Raw genomic sequence first — 16972 nt, forward strand, 5'->3', positions numbered from 1 at the left:
CGGGGTCGAGGTCACTCGCGGACGCGGTGCGCCGGTGGCGCACCGTTCGGGGTCGCCCATGCCGCGTGCTGCCACGCGTCCTCGGCGTCCATAGTGGACAGTGCGGCGTCGGTGCGGCCCGCGCCGCCGGAGCCGATCACCCGCGTCAGCGGGCCAGCCACTCCGCCAGCCGGGTCTCCGCGACCTGCGCGCCCGGCCCCGGCAGGAGGCTGTCCTTCTCCAGCAGCGTCCCGAAATAGCGTGCCCGCGGGTCGGAGACGACCTCGCGCGCGTCGGACCGCGCGGCCAGCACCGTGCGGACCCACTCGTCGAGGCCGAACACCTCCGGGCCGCCGATCTCGATCGTGCCGCCGACCGGCGCACCGGCCGCGGCCCGGCCGACCGCCGCGGCCACCTCGGCGGCCGCGATCGGCTGGACCCCGCCGCTGGGCAGGCGCACGACGCCGTCCGTCGTCGCGGTGTCCGCGATGCCGCCGGCGAACTCGAAGAACTGGGTCGCGCGCACGATCGTGTAAGGCAGGCCGGCGTCCTCGATCAGCGCTTCCTGCGCGACTTTCGCCCGCAGGTAGCCGGACTCGGGCAGCCGCTCCGAGCCGACCACGGAGAGCGCGACGTAGTGCCCGACCCCGGCTTCTTCGGCCGCGTCGACGAGGTTCCCGGTCGCGGTGCGGAAGAACGCCATGACGTCGTCGTCCGCGAACGACGGCGAGTTCGACACGTCGACCAGGACGTCCGCGCCCTGCAGCACTTCCTTCAGCCCTTCGCCGGTGATCGTGTCCACGCCGGTGCTGGGCGCGGCGGGCACCGCCTGGTGGCCGTGCTCCCCCAGCCGGGCCACGACGGTCGAGCCGATGAGTCCGGTACCGCCGATGACGACGATCTTCATGGTGTTCCTTTCGTCGGTGGTGTTCGTCAGGGAAGACAAGACAGCCCGCCGGAACGTGACAGCGACCTGCCTCACACCGCGGCCACCGCTAGGCTCAGGGCCAGGCCCGAAACGGTGTGGCGAAGGGGATTCATGGACGTGACCGCCGACCTGGACGACGCGGCCGCTGTCTTCGCCGAGGTCCGGCCGCGGTTGTTCGGCATCGCCTACCGGATGCTGGGCGGCGTGGCCGACGCCGAAGACCTGCTGCAGGAGGTCTGGCTGCGGTGGCAGACCTGCGACCGGTCGGCCGTCACCAATCCGGCCGCCTACCTCGCCACGACGACCACGCGGCTGGCCATCAACGCGGGCAAGACCGCCCGCGCGCGGCACGAGACCTACGTCGGGCCGTGGCTGCCGGAGCCGGTGGACACCTCGGCCGACCCGCAGCTCGGTGCCGAACGCGCCGCGGCGCTGGAACTCGCGGTCCTGGTGCTGCTGGAAAGCCTGACGCCGACCGAGCGCGCGGCGTACGTGCTGCGCGAAGCGTTCGACTACCCGTACCGGCAGATCGCCGAGATCGTCCGGACGACGGAACCCACGGCCCGCCAGCTGGTCAGCCGCGCCCGCAAGCACCTCGCGGCCGGCCGCCGCGCCCCGGCGAGCGCCCCCGAGCAGCGGCGCCTGCTGACGGCGTTCGTCGCCGCGGCCCAGGCGGGCGACCTGGCGGCGTTGGAGGACCTGTTCGCGGCGGACGTGGTGAGCTGCTCCGACGGCGGCGGCGTCGCCCGCGCGTCGCGCGTCCCGGTCCACGGCGCGACGACGGTGGCGAAGTACGTCCGCGCGTTCGCGGACCGCTTCTGGGTGGGTGTCGAGGTGGCGCCGGTGATCGTCAACGGCCTGGACGCCGTTGTCCTGCGGCGTGACGGCGTCGCGTTCGCGGTCCTGACCGTCGCGGCCTCGGCCGAGGGCATCGACCAGGTCTTCTGGATGATGAACCCCGCCAAGCTCGCGGCGGTGTAGCCGGTCCGTCCACTGAGGACGGACCGGCTCACGCGCTCAGGCCGTGAGGGTGATCGCGGCGTCCGGCTCCGACACCCGGAAGCTGAAGCTCTCCTCCAGGTACAGCGTCACGCTCTCGGCGTCGTGGTGGCTGTAGCCGACCGCGAGGTCCTGGCCCAGCTCCAGGAAGAAGTCGCCGCCGGCGAGGCTCAGGACCATCGCGCCGTCCAGGCCGGGGGCGCGGACGATCTTGCCGCCGCCGAGGACGCGGCGGACGTGGTCGAAGACCAGCTGGCCGCCGTGCTCGGTGCTCTCCACGATCCGGGTGTAGCCCGCCGGGCCGATCGCGAGGCCGTACGGGCCGTCGATGCCCGCGCGGCGCAGCGTGTCCACCGCCCGGGCGATCACGCCGGGGTACGCCTCGGCGTTCTCCCCCAGCGCCGGCCGGTCGTACGGGCACGTCTCGGCGATGCCGGTCATCCCCGCCGCCGCCCAGCCGTGGAACACCGCGCGGTTCTCGACCATCGCGATCTGCTTCGCCGCGCGGTCGAGGTCGTCGAACTCCAAGTCGTCGGCGCCGCGCTCGGCGTCGTCCAGCTCCGTGCGGGACACGGTGAACGGGACGCGGACCTCGGCCAGCGGCAGCACCCGGCGCTGCCGCACGAGGACGCCTTCCTCACCGTCGGGCAGGGAGGACCCCTTGAGCGAAGTGGTCCGGCCCAGGTCGGTGGCGGAGTACTGCCAGCCGTGCGGACCGGCGACGTCGACCAGGCGCCGGGCGGCGAGGTGGGTGTGCAGCCGTTCCTTCGCCTCGGCGTCGACCTCCTTCCACCCCGCGTCCGAGATCGGGGCCAGACCGCGCATCAGGTGGTTCATGTTCAATCCCGTTCCTTGAGGCTGCCGATACCGAGTGAGCCGTCGCCGGGCCCGGTACCGAGTTCCGCTTCGACGTACTCTTCCGGGTCGATGTCGCTGACGTCGAGATCGCGCGCACCCTCGTGCTGCCGCTTGAACTCGACGAACTTGCGGCCGAGCTCTTCGCGCAGACCGGGGTCGGCGTGACGCCGGAAGTCGGCCAAACCCTCGTCCTCCTCCTCGGCCATGTGCTCGCTGTTCGCCATCCTGGCCTTCCGGACGGCGTCGAGCCAAGCGGTGCTGCCGACGGGGTGCAACGCGGCCTCGTGGACGCCGTCGCGGATGTCGTTGTGGTCGCCGATCGCGTCGAGCGTCTCCTCCTTCGCGTCTTCGCCGCGGCGGAGCAGGTGCGGGTAGAAGATCTCCTCCTCCGCCCGCGCGTGCACGTCGAGCAGGTCGGCCAGCGGTTGCCAGACCGCCGCCAGCTCACCGGCGTCGGAGATGTCGTCCATGCGGGCGAACTGCCGCCGGAACCAGTCGTGGTCGTCGAGGATGAGGCTGGTGATGTCGGCCATGCGGTCAGCCCCTGACCCGCGGTGTGGTGGAAGTAGCCATGCCCGTCTCTACCCCGTCCCCGGCACCGGAAAACACCGGACCGCCAGTCTCCGGCGCGGCCGGGTGCCGTGCCCGGCCGGACGCGGCGTTTTCACCCTTACGAGGGTGCCCGTGAACGGGGCCCGGGTCGGGTAGCCTACGGACGTGTTCACGAAGTGAACATCCTTTTCACGCCCTCGATCACCGCTCGCCGGAGGCTCCCCGTGACCAAACCGACCCGGTCGCCGGAGGCCACGCGCGCCGATCAGGCGGACATCCAGGCGGTGAGCCGCGTCAGCCAGATCCTGGCGTTGTTCGACCCGGCCACGCCGGAGGTGACGGCCGGCGAGATCGCCGAACGGCTCGGCCTGAACCGCACCACCGCGTACCGCTACTGCACGTCCCTGGTCGCGGCCGGCCTGCTCGAACGCAGCGCCGAGGGCGGGTACGTCCCCGGTGGCCTGCTGCTGCAGCTGGGCGCGTTCGCCATCGGCCACCGCCGCGTCGTCAACCTCGCCCCGCGGCACATGCAGGCGCTCTCGCGCGCCACGCAGACCAGCGTCGTGCTCAGCCTGTGGGGCCTCACCGGCCCGGTGGTGTCGCGGGTCGAGGAGAACGTCTCGACGATCGTCGTCGTATCGGTGCGCGTCGGCAGCCACCTGCCGCTGGACACGGCGCAGAGCAAGGTGTTCCTGGCCTACCACGCCGACCAGCTGTCGATGGAACGCCTGATGGCGAACCTGTCCGGTTCGGCGCGCGACGAGCTGCGCGAAGACGTCGAACGCGTTCGCGAAGTGGGCCACTGTTCCGCGATGAGCACACCGGGCGTCGTCGCGGTGGCCGCGCCGGTGTTCGACGAGTACGGCATCTGCGCCGCCATCGCCATCGTCGGCCCGGACAACACGCTCTCGATGTCGGACGACGCGCCCGAGCTGCGGGTCATCGCCGACGCGGCGCGCGAGCTGACGCACGAGCTGGGCGGCCACTACCGCCCGGACGACCTCAGCCGCGCGGTGTAGGGCAACCAGGCCGGCGACGGCAGCGGCGGGATCTGGGCGTACTCCCGCGCCCCGGCCAGCGCGCTGCCCACGAACGTCGCCAGGTCCAGGTCTTCCAGCCCGGCGACCAGCTTCGCGATCACCCCGGGACCCTCGATCCACAACGCCGTGACGACCTCGACGGCCGACGCGCCCGAGGCGAGGAACCGCCGGACGTCGTCGGCGGTGCGGGCGCCGTTGGTGCCGATCAGCGGCACGTCCGCGCCCAGGGCCAGGCGCGTTTTGCCGACCCAGTACAGGCTCATCGGCAGGCACCCGGGCGCGCTCCACGCGCCCCAGGAGCCGAGGACCGCGCCGCCGTCGAGGTCGGGCAGGAAGCCCGGGTAGCGGCCGACCAGGCCGATCGCGTCGGCGCCCGCCGAGCGGGCCGCGCGGGCGAGCGCGACGACGTCGGACGCCTGACCGGGCAGCTTGACGAACAGCGGCACGTCGACGGCGTCCCGCACGGTCCGGACGGCTTCGCCCACCGCGTCCGCTTCGGTCAGCTGGCGCACCGCGGACGCCTCGCGGCCGTGCGGGGCGCCGATGTTCAGCTCGACCGCGGGCACCACCGACGCCAGGGAACGCCCGATGCGCGCGGCCGCGGCGGGTTCGCCGAGGGTGATGCTGCCGATGACCGGACAGCCTCGCGGGGCGCCGTACGCGACCGCGTCGGACAGGATCGAGAGCCAGTCGTCCAGGTCCACCTGGGCGAGGCCGGAACGGTTGAGCAGGCCGTCGCCGAGACGCGCTTCGCCCGGCGGCCGGACCGCGCCGCCGGGCGAGACGAACGCGTAGTCCGCGATGTCCAGCTGGCGCCGGGCGGCGGCGCTCTCGTTGACGGACTTCGCCACCACCGCCCCGGCCCCCGCGTCGATGCAGGCGAAGAGCCCTTCGCGGGTCATGGTCAGCTCGGAGGAGCCGACCCAGACCGGGTTGGCGGTGGCGAACCCACCCGGTTGTCCGATCAGGACAGTGCCGGGATCGTGCTGTCGTCGCCCATGTCGACGTCCTTGGTCTCCGGGCCGAGGAACCCGCCCAGGCTGATCAGCACGCCGGCGAGCGCGATGAGCACCGCGGGCGCCAGGTGCGCGGGCATGACGCCGTCGAACCGCTGCAGGTAGAACTGGTAGAACGCCGGGGCGATGAGCGCGAGGCTGTAGCCGACGCCGTAGCCGGTGGAGCGGATGCTCGCCGGGAACCGCTCGGTCAGGTACGCCGCGATCGGGCCGAACGTGCCGACGGTGAAGATGCCGATCAGCACACCCCAGCCGAGCGCCGCGCCGAAACCGCCGTCCGACGCCATCAGCAGCGTGTAGGAGCCGGCGCCGATCACCAGGACCGCGAGGCCGTAGCCGATGTAGAACCGCCTTCGCCCGATGCGCTGGGACAGCAGCCCGAACAGCGGGTAGGAGAGCGCGGCGGCGGCGTTGATGACGAGCATCGTCATCGTGACCTCCTTGCTGGAGAGCAGGAGGTGCGACTTCAGCTGCGCGGGCGTCACGGCGGCTTCCATGTTGGTCGCCAGCCAGGTGCCGGTCATCAGCACGAACACCTGCGCCAGCGCCCGCGGGTACTTCACCAGCAGCCGGACGAACGGCATCTTGTGCTTCTCGCCGGTCAGCTCCGCCGGCGTCTCGTGCACGTTCTTGAGGTAGTAGCGGAACAGCACGACCGCCAGCGCCGCGCCGACGAAGAACGGGATCCGCCAGCCCCACTGGACGTAGGCGCTGTGCAGCCCGGCCGAGGGCAGCAACTGCAGCATCAGCAGCGTGATCGCCGCGATCACGGCGTACGCGGCGGGCGAGGTCGACGTGATGATCGAGGCGTAGAGGCCGCGCTTGTGCTTCGGGCTCCACTCCATCGCGAGCGGCACCGCGGTCGTGTACTCGCCGCCGAGGAAGATCCCGTCGACGAACCGCAGGCCGATGAGCAGGCCGACCGACCACACCCCGATCGTCTCGTGGCCGGGCAGGCACGCGGTCAGCAGCGTGATGGCCCCGAAGCCGCCGACCGCGACCAGCGTCGTGCGCTTGCGCCCGACGGTGTCGGCGAAGTGGCCGAAGATGATCGCGCCGAGCGGGCGGCCGATGAGCGTGGACGCGAACACGAGCGACGCCAGCAGCGCCGTCGTGCTCGCGCTCAGGTTGGCCGCCTGGAAGTACGCCGTCGCCGGTGCGAGCACCACGATCGGCAGGTAGATGTCGAACTGGTCGACGAAGTAGGCGAGGGTCCCGCCGCGGACGGCGGCGCGCACCTTGGCGCTGTCCGGGCCGTGCGGGACTCGGGGACGAGCCGGCGTCTGCGGCTCCACGGCGGGGGGCGGTGTGGACATCGTCGTCCTCCGATGGTTCTGAGGGCTCTGGCTACCCGCAGCTCACGCATCGCGACGATCTGTGCAATCCGAACTGCGTGTTCACGAAGTGAACGAATGACACCGTAAGCATGTGTCCTGCGATGCACAAGAGTGGCTTTAGGGTTGACATGCGGTCTTATAGTGAACTTTGAATTCACAATGCGAACGAAGGGCTGCCCATGAGCCAGCGTCCCGCCATCGCCGCCGTCCTGGACGGTCTGGTCGACATGCACGTCCACTCCGGGCCCAGCCCGTTCCCCCGCCGGTTCGACCACGTCGAGGCCGCGCAGGACGGCGCCCGGATCGGGCTGCGCGCCATGGTCGCGAAGTCCCACCACCACAACACCCAGATGGACGTCCTCGCGATGAAGGGGCGCCTCGAAGGCGTCGCCGCGAAGGTCTACGGCGGCATCGCGCTGAACAGCACCGTCGGCGGGCTCAACGTGCACGCCGTGCGCATGTGCCTGCGCATGGGCGGCAAGGTCGTCTGGTTCCCGACAATCTCCTCAGGCCGGCACATCGACTGCCACCCCGAGGACGGCGCCTTCCCGACCACCACCGTGCCGCTGACGCTGGAGCGCATCGACATCGTCGACGAGAACGGCGAGCTGAAGCCCGCGGCGATCGAGATCCTCGACGAGATCAAGGACCAGCAGGCCGTCCTCAATGGCGGGCACATGTACCCCGAGTACATCAAGACGCTCTTCGCCGCGGCGAAGGAACGCGGCATGAAGCGGCTGGTCGTCAGCCACCCGGACTTCGTGATCGGCGCCGACCCGGAGCTGTGCCGCGAGCTGATCGAGCTCGGCGCGTTCGTCGAGCACGAGGTCGGCATGTACGACCCCGAGGGCACCCAGAAGTGGGACCCGAAGCAGCTGCTGACCTGGATCGAGAAGCTCGGTCCCGAGCACATCGTGCTGGCCTCGGACTTCGGCCAGCAGGCCAACCCGAAGCCGGTCGACGCGTGGATGCGGGTCGGCGAGGCGCTGCTCGACCTCGGCGTGCCGGAGAAGGACCTGCGGCGCATGGTCCGCGACAACCCCACCTACCTGCTCGACCTCGACGCCTGAGCGAAAGGACTCCCCCGTGTACGAAAAGGACGATCCCCGGTCCGCGCTCGCGACGGCCACCGCGTCCCGGCCGGACAGCGGCGCCGCGATCACCACCGCGCAGTACCTCGACCTGCACGACAACGAGGTCGTGCGCGCGCAGAACGTCATCCTGATCCACACCGAGGCGCACTCCGGTGACGACCTCGACAACGGCTACCTCGCCGGCGAGCTGGCGATCATCGTCACCGGCGCCTCCCCCGCGTTCACCCTCTTCACCGACGACGGCGCCACCCGGATCGCCGAACCCGGCCTCGTCGTCGCCCCGCCCGGCGCGTCCCGGATCAGCGTCGAGGGTGACGGCCCGCTCGTCCGCCTGGTCGAGGCGACCGAACGCGACTGGCGCGACCGGTCCGCGAACGCCGGTGCGTACGCCGAAAACCACCCGCGCGTCACGCTCCTGCAGCGGTGGCCGGAACCCGCCGGCGGCAACCGCGTCCGGTTCTACCCGCTCTCCGAGGTGCCGCACGACCCGAAGCGATTCGGCCGCATCTTCCGCACCCGGGCGTTCATGGTCAACTTCCTGCCCGAGCAGGACGGCCCGCGCGACCCGCGCAAGCTCTCGCCGCACCACCACGACGACTTCGAGCAGCTTTCCCTTGCCGTGCAAGGAGAGTACGTCCACCACATCCGCACGCCCTGGCTCAACGACCGGACGACGTGGCACGACGACGAGCACGTGCGGATCGGCAGCCCGTCCGTCACGGTCATCCCGCCGCCGACCGTGCACACCTCCGAGGCGAGCGACCCGGGCGTCAACCAGCTCATCGACATCTTCAGCCCGCCGCGCGTGGACTTCTCGGAGAAACCGGGCTGGGTCCTGAACGCCGACGACTACCCGATGCCGTGAGCGCGCGCACCGGCGGCGGGCTGTTCGCCCGCGAGACCACTCCCCTGGGCACCTGGCTGAAGATCGCGTCGGGCGAGCCGGTCGAGATCATGGCGTACGCCGGGTTCGACTTCGTCGTCATCGACCTGGAGCACGCGCCGCTCGACCTGCAGACCGCGTACCGCCTGATCAACGCGGCCGCCGCGCTGGGTGTCACGCCCGTCGTGCGGGTGCCGGACACGACGGCGTCGACCATCCAGAAGATCCTCGACGCGGGCGCCATGGGCATCCTCGTGCCGCACGTCGACACCGTCGAGCAGGCGGCCGCGGTCGGGCGCGCGTGCCGGTTCCCGCCGCACGGCGTCCGCGGCGCCGGCGGCACCAGCCGCGCCGGGGCGTGGGGCCTGCGCCCGAACGCCGAGTACCTCGCCACCGGCAACGACGAGGTGCTGTGCATCCCGCAGCTCGAGAGCGTCGAGGCGATCAAGGCCGCGCCCGAGATCCTGGCGCTGGACACCGTGGACGCGGTGTTCGTCGGCGCCGCGGACCTGTCGATGTCGATGGGCTCGACGCCGTCGTCGCCCGAGGTGCTCGACCTGATCGCGTCGGCGATCGAGGCCGCGCACACCGCGGGCAAGCGCTGCGGGCTCGCGTTCGGCGGCGCGCCCGAGCGCGCGGCGCAAGCGGTGCGTGACGGCTGCGACTTCGTCCTGCTCAGCAACGACACGACGATGCTGGCCGACGCCGCGCGGACCTTGGTCAAGGCGTTCCGGGAAGCCGACGGATGACCCTTTCCCTGCCGCGCACCGCGTTGTCGATCGCCGAGCTGGACGACCTCGACCACGACGGTGTGATCAAGTTCGTCCGCGGGCTCGAAGAAGCCGGGCACCGGATGGTCTGGATCCCGGAGGTCGCCGGGCGCGAGGCGGTCACGACCGCGGCCCTCGTGCTGCAGTCCACGGAACGGCTGATCGTCGGCAACGGCGTCGCCCGCGCGCTCGAACGCGTGCCGAAGTCGGCGGCGTCCGCGGCGCGGGACCTCGCCGCGGGCTTCCCCGGCCGGTACGTGCTCGGGCTCGGGGTGAGCGGGGCGGTCCGCGAACGCGGGGTCGGACCGCTGCCGTTCCTGCGGGACTACCTCGACGGCGTCGAGACGATCCTGCCCCGGGCGGTGCCGCGGGTGCTCGGCGCGTACTCGGAGGGGATCACCCGGCTGGCCGCCGAGCGCGCCGACGGGCTGCTCACCTTCCTCGTCACGCCCGAGCACACCCGCTGGGCACGCGAGACGATCGGGCCGGACCTGTTCCTGTCGGTCGTCCAGTGGGCCGTGATCGGCCGGACGCGGGCGGCGGCCCGCGACGTCGCCCGCGAGCGCCTCGCCTACTACCTGACGCTGCCGCACCAGCTCGCCAAGCTGACCCGGCTCGGCTTCACCGACGCGGACCTCGCGCCGTCGGGGTCCGACCGGCTGGTCGACGCGCTAGTCGCGTGCGGTACCCCGGACCAGGTGCGCGAGTCGTTGCGGCAGCAGTACGACGCGGGCGCGACGCAGGTCGCCGTCACCCTGGTCGGCCCGCTGGACGACGCCAAACTCGACGCTTACCGAGCCCTCGCCGAACAGGAGAACTGATGCGGGCAGCGGAGAAAGTCATCATCACGACCGCGATCACCGGGTCGGTGAACATCCCGTCCCAGAGCCCCTACCTGCCGCTGTCGGCCGCCGAGGTGAGCAAGGCGGCCCTCGAAGCGATCGCCGCCGGGTCGGCCGTCGTGCACCTGCACGCCCGGCACCCCGACGGGCGGCCCGCGTTCGAACCGGCGGTCTTCGACGAGATCCTCGAGCCGATCACCGCCGAGACCGACGCCGTCATCAACATCACCACCGGCGGCGCGTCGTCGATGACCATGGACCAGCGGCTCGCGGCGGCCCACCACGTGCGGCCCGAGCTCGCGTCGATGAACATGGGCTCGATGAACTTCGTCTACTCGGGCATCGCCGACAAGGTCACCGAGTGGAAGCACGACTGGGAGAAGCCCTACGTGCTCACCACCTACTCCCACCCGTTCGTGAACACCTTCGACAAGATCGAGCACACGCTGCGCACGCTCGGCGCGGCCGGCACCCGGTTCGAGTACGAGTGTTACGACATCGGGCACCTGTACTCGCTCGCCCACTTCGTCGAGCAGGGCCTGGCGAAGCCGCCGCTGCTGATCCAGGGCGTGTTCGGCGTCCTCGGCGGCATCGGCGCCGACCACGCGAACCTGGAGCACATGGTGCGGATCGCCGACAAGCTCTTCGGCGACGACTACCAGTTCTCGGCGTTCGCGGCCGGGCGCGACCAGCTGGCGTTCGGCACGCACAGCGCGTGGCTCGGCGGGCACGTGCGCGTGGGCCTCGAAGACAGCCTGTGGATCGGCAAGGGCAAGCTCGCGGAGAGCAACGCCCAGCAGGTGCGGAAGATCCGCGCCGTCGTCGAGGACATGGGCAAGCAGATCGCCACCCCGGACGAAGCGCGGGCGATGCTCGCGCTTCGCGGTGCTACCAAGGAGAACGCATGAGCACCCCCCTGCTCGCGGACAAGGTCGTCCTCGTCGTCGGCGCCAGCTCCGGCATCGGCGCCGAAGCGGCACGCGTCTTCGCCGAAGACGGCGCTTCGGTGATGCTCGTCGCCCGCACCGAGGAACCCCTTGCGGCGCTGGCGAAAACCCTCGACGCGGCGGGCCACGACGTCGCGTACACGACGGGAGACGTCGCGGACGCGGACAGCGTCGCGGCCTTCGTCGACGCGACGGTCGCCCGCTTCGGCCGGCTCGACGGCGCGTACAACAACGCCGCGATGGGCCAGGGCGGCCGGCTCGACGCGGTGCCGGAAGCCGACTTCGACCGGATCATGGCGGTGAACGTCAAGGGCACGTGGTTGTGCCTGCGCGAGGAGGTGCGGGTGATGGAGGCGCAGGGGTTCGGCGCGATCGTCAACGTGAGCAGCATCGGCGGCCTGCGCGGCAGCTCCGGCATGGGCGCCTACCAGGCCACCAAGCACGCGGTCATCGGCCTGACCCGCACCGCCGCGCACGACTTCGGCCCGCTCGGCATCCGCGTGAACGTGATCGCCCCCGGCCCGACGGAGTCCCCGATGCTCGACGAGCTGCGCCGCACCATCCCCGGCGGTGTGGAAGCACGCATCGCGGCGACGCCGTTGCGGAAGGCCGGCACCGGAGCCGAGGCGGGCGCCACGGCGGCGTTCCTGCTCAGCGACCGGGCGAGCCACCTCAGCGGCGTCGTCCTCCCGGTGGACGGCGGGTTCACCGCCTGATTGTCCCTCTCGGGAGCTACACCGGATGTCCGTCACGGAGTGATGTGACACCACCCGCCGCGCTCGTAATCTCGCCGCACTCCACAAAGACGTCCGGCGAGAGGAACCCCGATGACCACCCCCACCGAGCGGAAGCCCCGGCTGCAGCGCTTCCGGTTCCCCGTCCTGCTCCTCGCCACCGCCGTGCTGCTGATCGCGGCCCGCGGGCTGGACGCGCTCGTGGCGGGCGTGCCGGTCCTGCGCCTCCTGGTCGGGGCCGGCGCGGCCGCCGGCGCCGTCTTCGCCTACAAATGGGTGGCCCGGCGGGTCGAGAACCGGGACGAGATCACCGAACTCGCCACCGCCGGGCGCTGGAGCGGGCTCGGGCGCGGCGCGCTCATCGGCGGCGCCGCCTTCGTCGCGACCATGCTGCTCTCGATCGTGTTCACCCACGCCGACATCAGCGGCGGCTCGTTCTGGGCCTGTCTGGGCGTGGCCGGGTCGATGGCTTCCGTCGCGGTGACCGAGGAACTGCTGTTCCGCGGGGTGCTGCACCGCATCCTGGAGCAGCGCGCGGGCAGCGTCATCGCGATCGTGGTCTCGTCGCTGCTGTTCGGCCTGACGCACCTGATCAACGGCAACGCCACGCTCTGGGGCACCCTCGCCATCGCCGTCGAGGGCGGCACGATGCTGGCCGTCGCCTACACCGCCACGCGGTCGCTGTGGCTGCCGATCGGCCTGCACTTCGCCTGGAACTGGCTGCAGGGCGGCGTGTTCGGCACCGCGGTCTCCGGCGCCGACAGCGAACCCGGCCTGCTGCGCACCGTCCTTTCCGGACCGGACGCGCTCACCGGCGGGTCGTTCGGCCCGGAGGCCGGCCTGTTCGCGCTGCTGTGCTGCCTGGTGACGACGGGGCTGCTGCTCCGCCGCGCGAAGCTCATCCCTCGGCGCTGACCAGCCCGGTCCGGTAGGCCAGCACCACGGCCTGCACCCGGTCCCGCAGGTCCAGCTTGGTCAGGATCCGCGAGACGTACGTCTTCACCGTCTCCACGCTCAGCACCAGCTCGGCGGCGATCTCGGCGTTCGACAAGCCATTGGCGATCAGCTTCAGCACCTCCAGCTCCCGTCGGGCAAGCCCTTCCAGCGGGCCACCGGTGGGAGCGGCCGGGCGGATGCGGTCGGCGTAGCGGCCGATCAGCGTCCGGGTCACCGAAGGCGCGAGCAGCGACTCGCCGCGGGCGATCGTGCGGACGCCCTCGACGAGCTCGTCCAGCGGCGCGTCCTTGAGCAGGAACCCGCTCGCCCCGGCGCGCAGGGCGTCGTAGACGTACCGGTCGACGTTGAACGTCGTGACCACCAGGACCTTCGCCGGGTCGGCCGCCTCGGGGCCGGCGATGCGGCGGGTCACCTCGATCCCGTCCAGCAGCGGCATCTGGATGTCCATCACGACGACGTCCGGGCGCAGCCGGTCGAACTCGGCGAGCGCCTCGTGGCCGTTCGCGGCCTGACCCACGACGTCGAGGTCCGGCTGGGCACCGAGCACCGTCACGTACCCCGCGCGGATGAGCTCCTGGTCCTCGCAGATCAGGACCCGGATCGGGCCGTCGGTCATCCGTCGCTCCTCGTCGGAATCCGGGCACTGACCACGAACCCGTCGCCCGACGGGCCCGCGGTGAACCGGCCGCCGAGCGCGTCGACGCGGTCCCGCAGCCCGGCCAGCCCGCGGCCGCCGGACCCGAGGGCGCCGGCCGCCGTCGCCGGGCCTTCGGTGGTCACCTCGATTTCGAGGAGGTCGGCGCGGTAGCCGACGCGCACCGCCGCGGGCCGGCCGGCGGCGTACTTGGCCGCGTTGGTCAGCGCCTCCTGCACGATCCGGTACGCCGTGAGCTCCGTTTCCGGAGGCAGCGCCGGGCGTTCGCCCTCTTCGACGAGCTCGACCACCCGTCCCGGCTGCTCGACGAGGGCGCGCAGCGCGCCCAGGCCCGGCGTGCGCGCGCCGGTGGCTTCGAGGACGCCCAGCAGGAACCGCAGCTCGGTGAGGGCGTCCCGGCCGGAGCCGGTGATGGTGGCGAGCACTTCGGGGACGCGCTCGGGTGGCAGGTACCGGGCGGCGTCGGCCTGCACCACCATGGCGGTCACGTGGTGGGTGACGACGTCGTGCAGTTCGCGGGCCAGCCGGGCGCGTTCCTCGGCCGCGGCGGCGCGGGCGGTGAGCCGCCGCCGTTCGGTTTCCTGCCGCCGCCGTTGCCGCACCAGGGCGCCCAGCAGCCAGAACAGCGTCAGCACCGCGAAGTAGACGACGTAGTCGAGCAGTCCCGACGGCGACCCGCGAAGCGCCAGCAGGACCGCGAAGACGACGTACCCGGCCGACGCCGCCGAGACCAGCGCCCGGCGGAACCGCTCTTCGTGCGCTCCGGCGGAGTAGAGCGCGAAGTACAGGGCGAGGCTGCCGACGGTGGTGGGGTACGCGAGCACCTCGTGCGCGGCGAAACAGACCGCGGTCACGGCAAAAGCCGCAGCGGGCCAGCGGGTCCGCACGGCCAGCGGGAGCGTCTGCCCGAGTACCAGCACGACCGCGAGGAACCCGCCGTCGTGCCGCGGCAGATCGCCGAACTGGGCGCCGAGCACGGCGAGCCCGGGCACGAACGCGGCGGCCGTGACGACCACCGCGAGGCCCCGGTCCCGGACCTCGAGCGAGACCCCCGCCCACCGGCTCCGGAGACGTCCCAGCTTCGGCATGGCGGGGAGCCTAGCGAGCCCCGGACCCCGCCGGATCACCGATCGCCGTCACCCACGTGGGGGACGCGGGTTTTACCGGGTCACGGGGAGGGTAGCCAGCTTCCGGCCGGACGCGGGACGCGTCCCGCGAAGAAGGAGCGGTTCGTGGTCATCATCGGCATCACCCTCGGCGCGAGCGGGCTGGTCCTCGGCATCGGCGTGCTCTTCCTGCTCGGCCTGCTGCTCCTCGTCGCCGGGCTGATGTTCCGGCTGCTCGCCAAGCAGGCCTTCTAGGTCACAGCTCCCGGTCGCGCAGGTACGCCGCGATCCGGACGCGCAGGCCGCGGACGTGCACCAAGCTCAGGGTGAAAGCCGCTTCGGGCTCCTCTGCCGGCAGGTGACACGGACCCGCGATGTGGACAAAACCGTCGTCGGGGTCGTGCCGCGGCGCCGACCACACGTCCTGCTCGCCTGCCGAGCGGTCCTCGGCCCGGGCCCGCGCCGACCAGTAGACCGGCAGCTTCATGACCTCGCCGAGCGCCTTCCCGAAGGTGGGCAGATCGGCTTCCGGCAGCGCGAGCCCCCGGCCGCTCCACACGCGCGGGCCGCCCGGCGCGGGCCGGACCCGGGTGAAGGTGGCGACGTCGCCGGCGGTGCCGATCGTCCAGTGCGGTGTTTCGGTGGTGGTGGTCGCCACGGTTTCTCCTCGTGCGTAGCGGCCCCCAGGCTGACACCCACTCTAGTGGATCACCCGGCTTCCCAGGGCCGGCCCGCCAGGAGGTTCGTCACCCAGTGCGCCGCGAGCCCGCAGAGCGCGCGTTCGGGGCCGCGCCGGTGGGACACCACGACGTCGTCGCACCAGAGCATCAACGCGGTCGCCCCGCCGGCGGTCGGGGTCAGCCCGACGACCCAGCGCCGGCCGTGCACGTCGACGGTGCGCTCGGCGGTGAGCCACCAGCCCTTCGACGCGGTGACCGTCCACGCCCGCACCTGGGCGAGCTCGGCCACCGAAGCCGGTTCACGCGCGGTCGGTTCGTCCACATCGGCCACTCTCGCACACCGGTTCACGTTTCCCGCACGATCGCGAACGCCTTCGCGAGGTGACTGCGGGCCGGATGCCGGGCGGTGGACGAGGCAGCGGACGCTGCCGTGCCGGGTCGGCACCCGGATGCGCAAAGGCGAGCCAGTCACCTTTGCGCGTCAAGCACCTCAGTCGCGGCGGCTGCCGAAGATCAGGCGGTAGCCGACCAGGATGATCAGTGCGCCCAGCACGGCGAGAGCCCAGGTGCGCAGGTCGAAGAACGTGCCGAGGTCGGTGTGGAAGAGCGTCTTGCCCACCCAGCCGCCGACGAACGCGCCGCCGACGCCGAGCAGGATCGTGATGATGCAGCCGCCGGGGTCCTTGCCCGGCATCAGGATCTTCGCGATCACGCCGGCGATGAGCCCCAGCACGATCCAGCCGATGATGCCCACGGACTGCTCCTCTCATCCACGCTCCACCTAGACGGCACAGGATGGCAGCCGGGCGTGGCGGCGTCGCGCCGAGTGAGGTGGACGTGACCTGGATCTCATCCGGCCCGCCGCTAGGGTCCCGGCCATGGGAACGCCGATCGCCGGAGACCTCGCCCCGACCGGCGTCCTGCGCGCCTCGATCAACCTGGGCAACGCCGTGCTCGCCCAGGGCACCCCGGACGCGCCGGCCGGCGTCACGGTCGACATCGCGCGCGAGGTCGCCGCGCGGCTGGCCGTCCCGGTGGAGTTCGCCTGCTTCGACGCGGCGCGGAAGTCGTTCGACGCCTTGACCTCCGGCGCCGCCGACCTCTGCTTCCTGGCGATCGACCCGGCCCGCGCGACGGAGGTCGCGTTCACCGCGCCGTACGTCGTCATCGAGGGCGTGTACGTGGTGCCGCGCGACTCGGCGCTCACCACCCCGGCCGACGTCGACCGGCCGGACGTCCGGATCGGCGTGAAGCAGGGCTCCGCCTACGACCTGTTCCTCTCCCGCACGCTGGAGCACGCGAGCGTCGTGCGCGGCGACGAAGGCGTCACGACGTTCGAGACCGAGGGCCTCGAAGCCGCGGCCGGCATCCGGCAGCCGATGACCGCCTACGCCGCCGCGCACCCCGGCGTCCGGGTCGTCCCCGAGCGGTTCATGCAGATCGAGCAGGCCGTCGGCACGGGCAAGGACCGCCGCCCCGGGACCGTCGCGTTCCTGCACGACGTCGTCGAGGAGCTGAAGGCGAGCGGGTTCATCGCCGACGCGCTGCGGCGCGCAGGCCAGCCCGACGCCGCCGTCGCTCCCCCGGCCCGCTGA

General features: G+C 72.1%; 22 protein-coding genes. 11 read left to right on the forward strand and 11 right to left on the reverse strand.

Features of this window, described 5'->3' with window-relative positions; genetic code table 11:
* Positions 1 to 11: 11 nt before the first annotated feature.
* Both OHS58_RS15880 and OHS58_RS15885 read right to left on the reverse strand, forming a co-directional pair.
* Entirely contained in the window at positions 12 to 161 is a 150-nt protein-coding gene (locus OHS58_RS15880; RefSeq protein ID WP_328648782.1) for a hypothetical protein, read from the reverse strand.
* Entirely contained in the window at positions 146 to 886 is a 741-nt protein-coding gene (locus OHS58_RS15885) for an SDR family oxidoreductase (RefSeq protein ID WP_328648783.1), read from the reverse strand. Before OHS58_RS15885 ends, OHS58_RS15880 begins: the two co-directional genes overlap by 16 nt.
* Before the next feature lie 132 nt (positions 887 to 1018).
* Here OHS58_RS15885 and OHS58_RS15890 point away from each other — a divergent pair, with 132 nt between their 5' ends.
* Positions 1019 to 1888: an RNA polymerase sigma-70 factor gene (locus OHS58_RS15890; RefSeq protein WP_328648784.1), complete on the forward strand. Its 870-nt coding sequence runs from the start codon at positions 1019 to 1021 to the stop codon at positions 1886 to 1888.
* Positions 1889 to 1924: 36 nt separating this feature from the next.
* On the opposite strand, the gene OHS58_RS15895 is transcribed toward OHS58_RS15890, so the two are convergent.
* Both OHS58_RS15895 and OHS58_RS15900 read right to left on the reverse strand, forming a co-directional pair.
* Complete coding sequence (locus OHS58_RS15895) at positions 1925 to 2743, reverse strand: family 1 encapsulin nanocompartment shell protein (RefSeq protein WP_326953752.1); 819 nt, start codon at positions 2741 to 2743, stop codon at positions 1925 to 1927.
* 2 nt (positions 2744 to 2745) lie between these two features.
* Entirely contained in the window at positions 2746 to 3297 is a 552-nt protein-coding gene (locus OHS58_RS15900; RefSeq protein ID WP_247051276.1) for a hemerythrin domain-containing protein, read from the reverse strand.
* 243 nt (positions 3298 to 3540) lie between these two features.
* Between OHS58_RS15900 and OHS58_RS15905 the strand changes: the two genes are divergently transcribed.
* Positions 3541 to 4335 (forward strand): IclR family transcriptional regulator, encoded by a 795-nt coding sequence (locus tag OHS58_RS15905; protein ID WP_328648785.1) that lies wholly within the window; start codon positions 3541 to 3543, stop codon positions 4333 to 4335.
* Here OHS58_RS15905 and OHS58_RS15910 read toward each other — a convergent pair.
* Together OHS58_RS15910 and OHS58_RS15915 are read right to left on the reverse strand one after the other, a co-directional pair.
* Positions 4302 to 5258, reverse strand: coding sequence for a hypothetical protein (locus OHS58_RS15910; RefSeq protein WP_328648786.1), 957 nt, complete (start codon positions 5256 to 5258; stop codon positions 4302 to 4304). The genes OHS58_RS15905 and OHS58_RS15910 overlap by 34 nt on opposite strands.
* 62 nt (positions 5259 to 5320) lie before the next feature.
* Positions 5321 to 6688, reverse strand: coding sequence for an MFS transporter (locus tag OHS58_RS15915; RefSeq protein ID WP_326949086.1), 1368 nt, complete (start codon positions 6686 to 6688; stop codon positions 5321 to 5323).
* A gap of 200 nt (positions 6689 to 6888) precedes the next feature.
* Here OHS58_RS15915 and OHS58_RS15920 point away from each other — a divergent pair, with 200 nt between their 5' ends.
* The 7 genes from OHS58_RS15920 to OHS58_RS15950 all read left to right on the forward strand — a co-directional run bounded on the left by OHS58_RS15920 (position 6889) and on the right by OHS58_RS15950 (position 12894).
* Complete coding sequence (locus tag OHS58_RS15920; RefSeq protein WP_326949085.1) at positions 6889 to 7779, forward strand: DUF6282 family protein; 891 nt, start codon at positions 6889 to 6891, stop codon at positions 7777 to 7779.
* Between the two features lie 16 nt (positions 7780 to 7795).
* A complete protein-coding gene (locus OHS58_RS15925) occupies positions 7796 to 8668 on the forward strand; it encodes a hypothetical protein (protein ID WP_328648787.1) in 873 nt (290 codons plus the stop codon).
* Complete coding sequence (locus OHS58_RS15930) at positions 8665 to 9435, forward strand: HpcH/HpaI aldolase family protein (protein WP_328648788.1); 771 nt, start codon at positions 8665 to 8667, stop codon at positions 9433 to 9435. The genes OHS58_RS15925 and OHS58_RS15930 overlap by 4 nt, the downstream gene beginning before the upstream one ends.
* The gene (locus OHS58_RS15935; protein ID WP_328648789.1) at positions 9432 to 10277 is read left to right on the forward strand and encodes an LLM class flavin-dependent oxidoreductase; all 846 of its coding nucleotides are present in this window, start codon (positions 9432 to 9434) and stop codon (positions 10275 to 10277) included. Before OHS58_RS15930 ends, OHS58_RS15935 begins: the two co-directional genes overlap by 4 nt.
* Positions 10277 to 11206 carry a 3-keto-5-aminohexanoate cleavage protein gene (locus OHS58_RS15940; RefSeq protein WP_328648790.1) on the forward strand — a complete coding sequence of 310 codons (930 nt, stop codon included), beginning with the start codon at positions 10277 to 10279 and terminating at the stop codon, positions 11204 to 11206. The genes OHS58_RS15935 and OHS58_RS15940 overlap by 1 nt, the downstream gene beginning before the upstream one ends.
* Positions 11203 to 11961, forward strand: a complete 759-nt coding sequence (locus OHS58_RS15945) for an SDR family NAD(P)-dependent oxidoreductase (RefSeq protein ID WP_326949080.1) — start codon at positions 11203 to 11205, stop codon at positions 11959 to 11961. Before OHS58_RS15940 ends, OHS58_RS15945 begins: the two co-directional genes overlap by 4 nt.
* Before the next feature lie 111 nt (positions 11962 to 12072).
* Complete coding sequence (locus OHS58_RS15950; RefSeq protein WP_328648791.1) at positions 12073 to 12894, forward strand: CPBP family intramembrane glutamic endopeptidase; 822 nt, start codon at positions 12073 to 12075, stop codon at positions 12892 to 12894.
* Here OHS58_RS15950 and OHS58_RS15955 read toward each other — a convergent pair.
* Complete coding sequence (locus OHS58_RS15955) at positions 12878 to 13552, reverse strand: response regulator transcription factor (protein WP_326949078.1); 675 nt, start codon at positions 13550 to 13552, stop codon at positions 12878 to 12880. The genes OHS58_RS15950 and OHS58_RS15955 overlap by 17 nt on opposite strands.
* Positions 13549 to 14679 carry a sensor histidine kinase gene (locus OHS58_RS15960; RefSeq protein ID WP_328648792.1) on the reverse strand — a complete coding sequence of 377 codons (1131 nt, stop codon included), beginning with the start codon at positions 14677 to 14679 and terminating at the stop codon, positions 13549 to 13551. The genes OHS58_RS15955 and OHS58_RS15960 overlap by 4 nt, the downstream gene beginning before the upstream one ends.
* A gap of 144 nt (positions 14680 to 14823) precedes the next feature.
* Here OHS58_RS15960 and OHS58_RS15965 point away from each other — a divergent pair, with 144 nt between their 5' ends.
* Positions 14824 to 14952, forward strand: coding sequence for a hypothetical protein (locus OHS58_RS15965; protein ID WP_326949076.1), 129 nt, complete (start codon positions 14824 to 14826; stop codon positions 14950 to 14952).
* A gap of 1 nt (position 14953) precedes the next feature.
* Here OHS58_RS15965 and OHS58_RS15970 read toward each other — a convergent pair whose 3' ends face one another.
* The 3 genes from OHS58_RS15970 to OHS58_RS15980 form a co-directional block, all read right to left on the reverse strand.
* Positions 14954 to 15355, reverse strand: a complete 402-nt coding sequence (locus OHS58_RS15970) for a hypothetical protein (protein WP_328648793.1) — start codon at positions 15353 to 15355, stop codon at positions 14954 to 14956.
* Between the two features lie 50 nt (positions 15356 to 15405).
* Complete coding sequence (locus OHS58_RS15975; RefSeq protein ID WP_328648794.1) at positions 15406 to 15699, reverse strand: hypothetical protein; 294 nt, start codon at positions 15697 to 15699, stop codon at positions 15406 to 15408.
* Positions 15700 to 15867: 168 nt separating this feature from the next.
* On the reverse strand, positions 15868 to 16131 hold the full coding sequence (locus tag OHS58_RS15980) for a GlsB/YeaQ/YmgE family stress response membrane protein (RefSeq protein ID WP_328648795.1): 264 nt from the start codon (positions 16129 to 16131) through the stop codon (positions 15868 to 15870).
* A 124-nt stretch (positions 16132 to 16255) separates the two neighbouring features.
* Between OHS58_RS15980 and OHS58_RS15985 the strand changes: the two genes are divergently transcribed.
* On the forward strand, positions 16256 to 16972 hold the full coding sequence (locus OHS58_RS15985; RefSeq protein ID WP_328648796.1) for a transporter substrate-binding domain-containing protein: 717 nt from the start codon (positions 16256 to 16258) through the stop codon (positions 16970 to 16972).

Origin of the sequence: Amycolatopsis sp. NBC_00348 (genome assembly GCF_036114655.1) — a bacterium.
In the GTDB taxonomy this organism is placed as follows: Bacteria; Actinomycetota; Actinomycetes; order Mycobacteriales; family Pseudonocardiaceae; genus Amycolatopsis.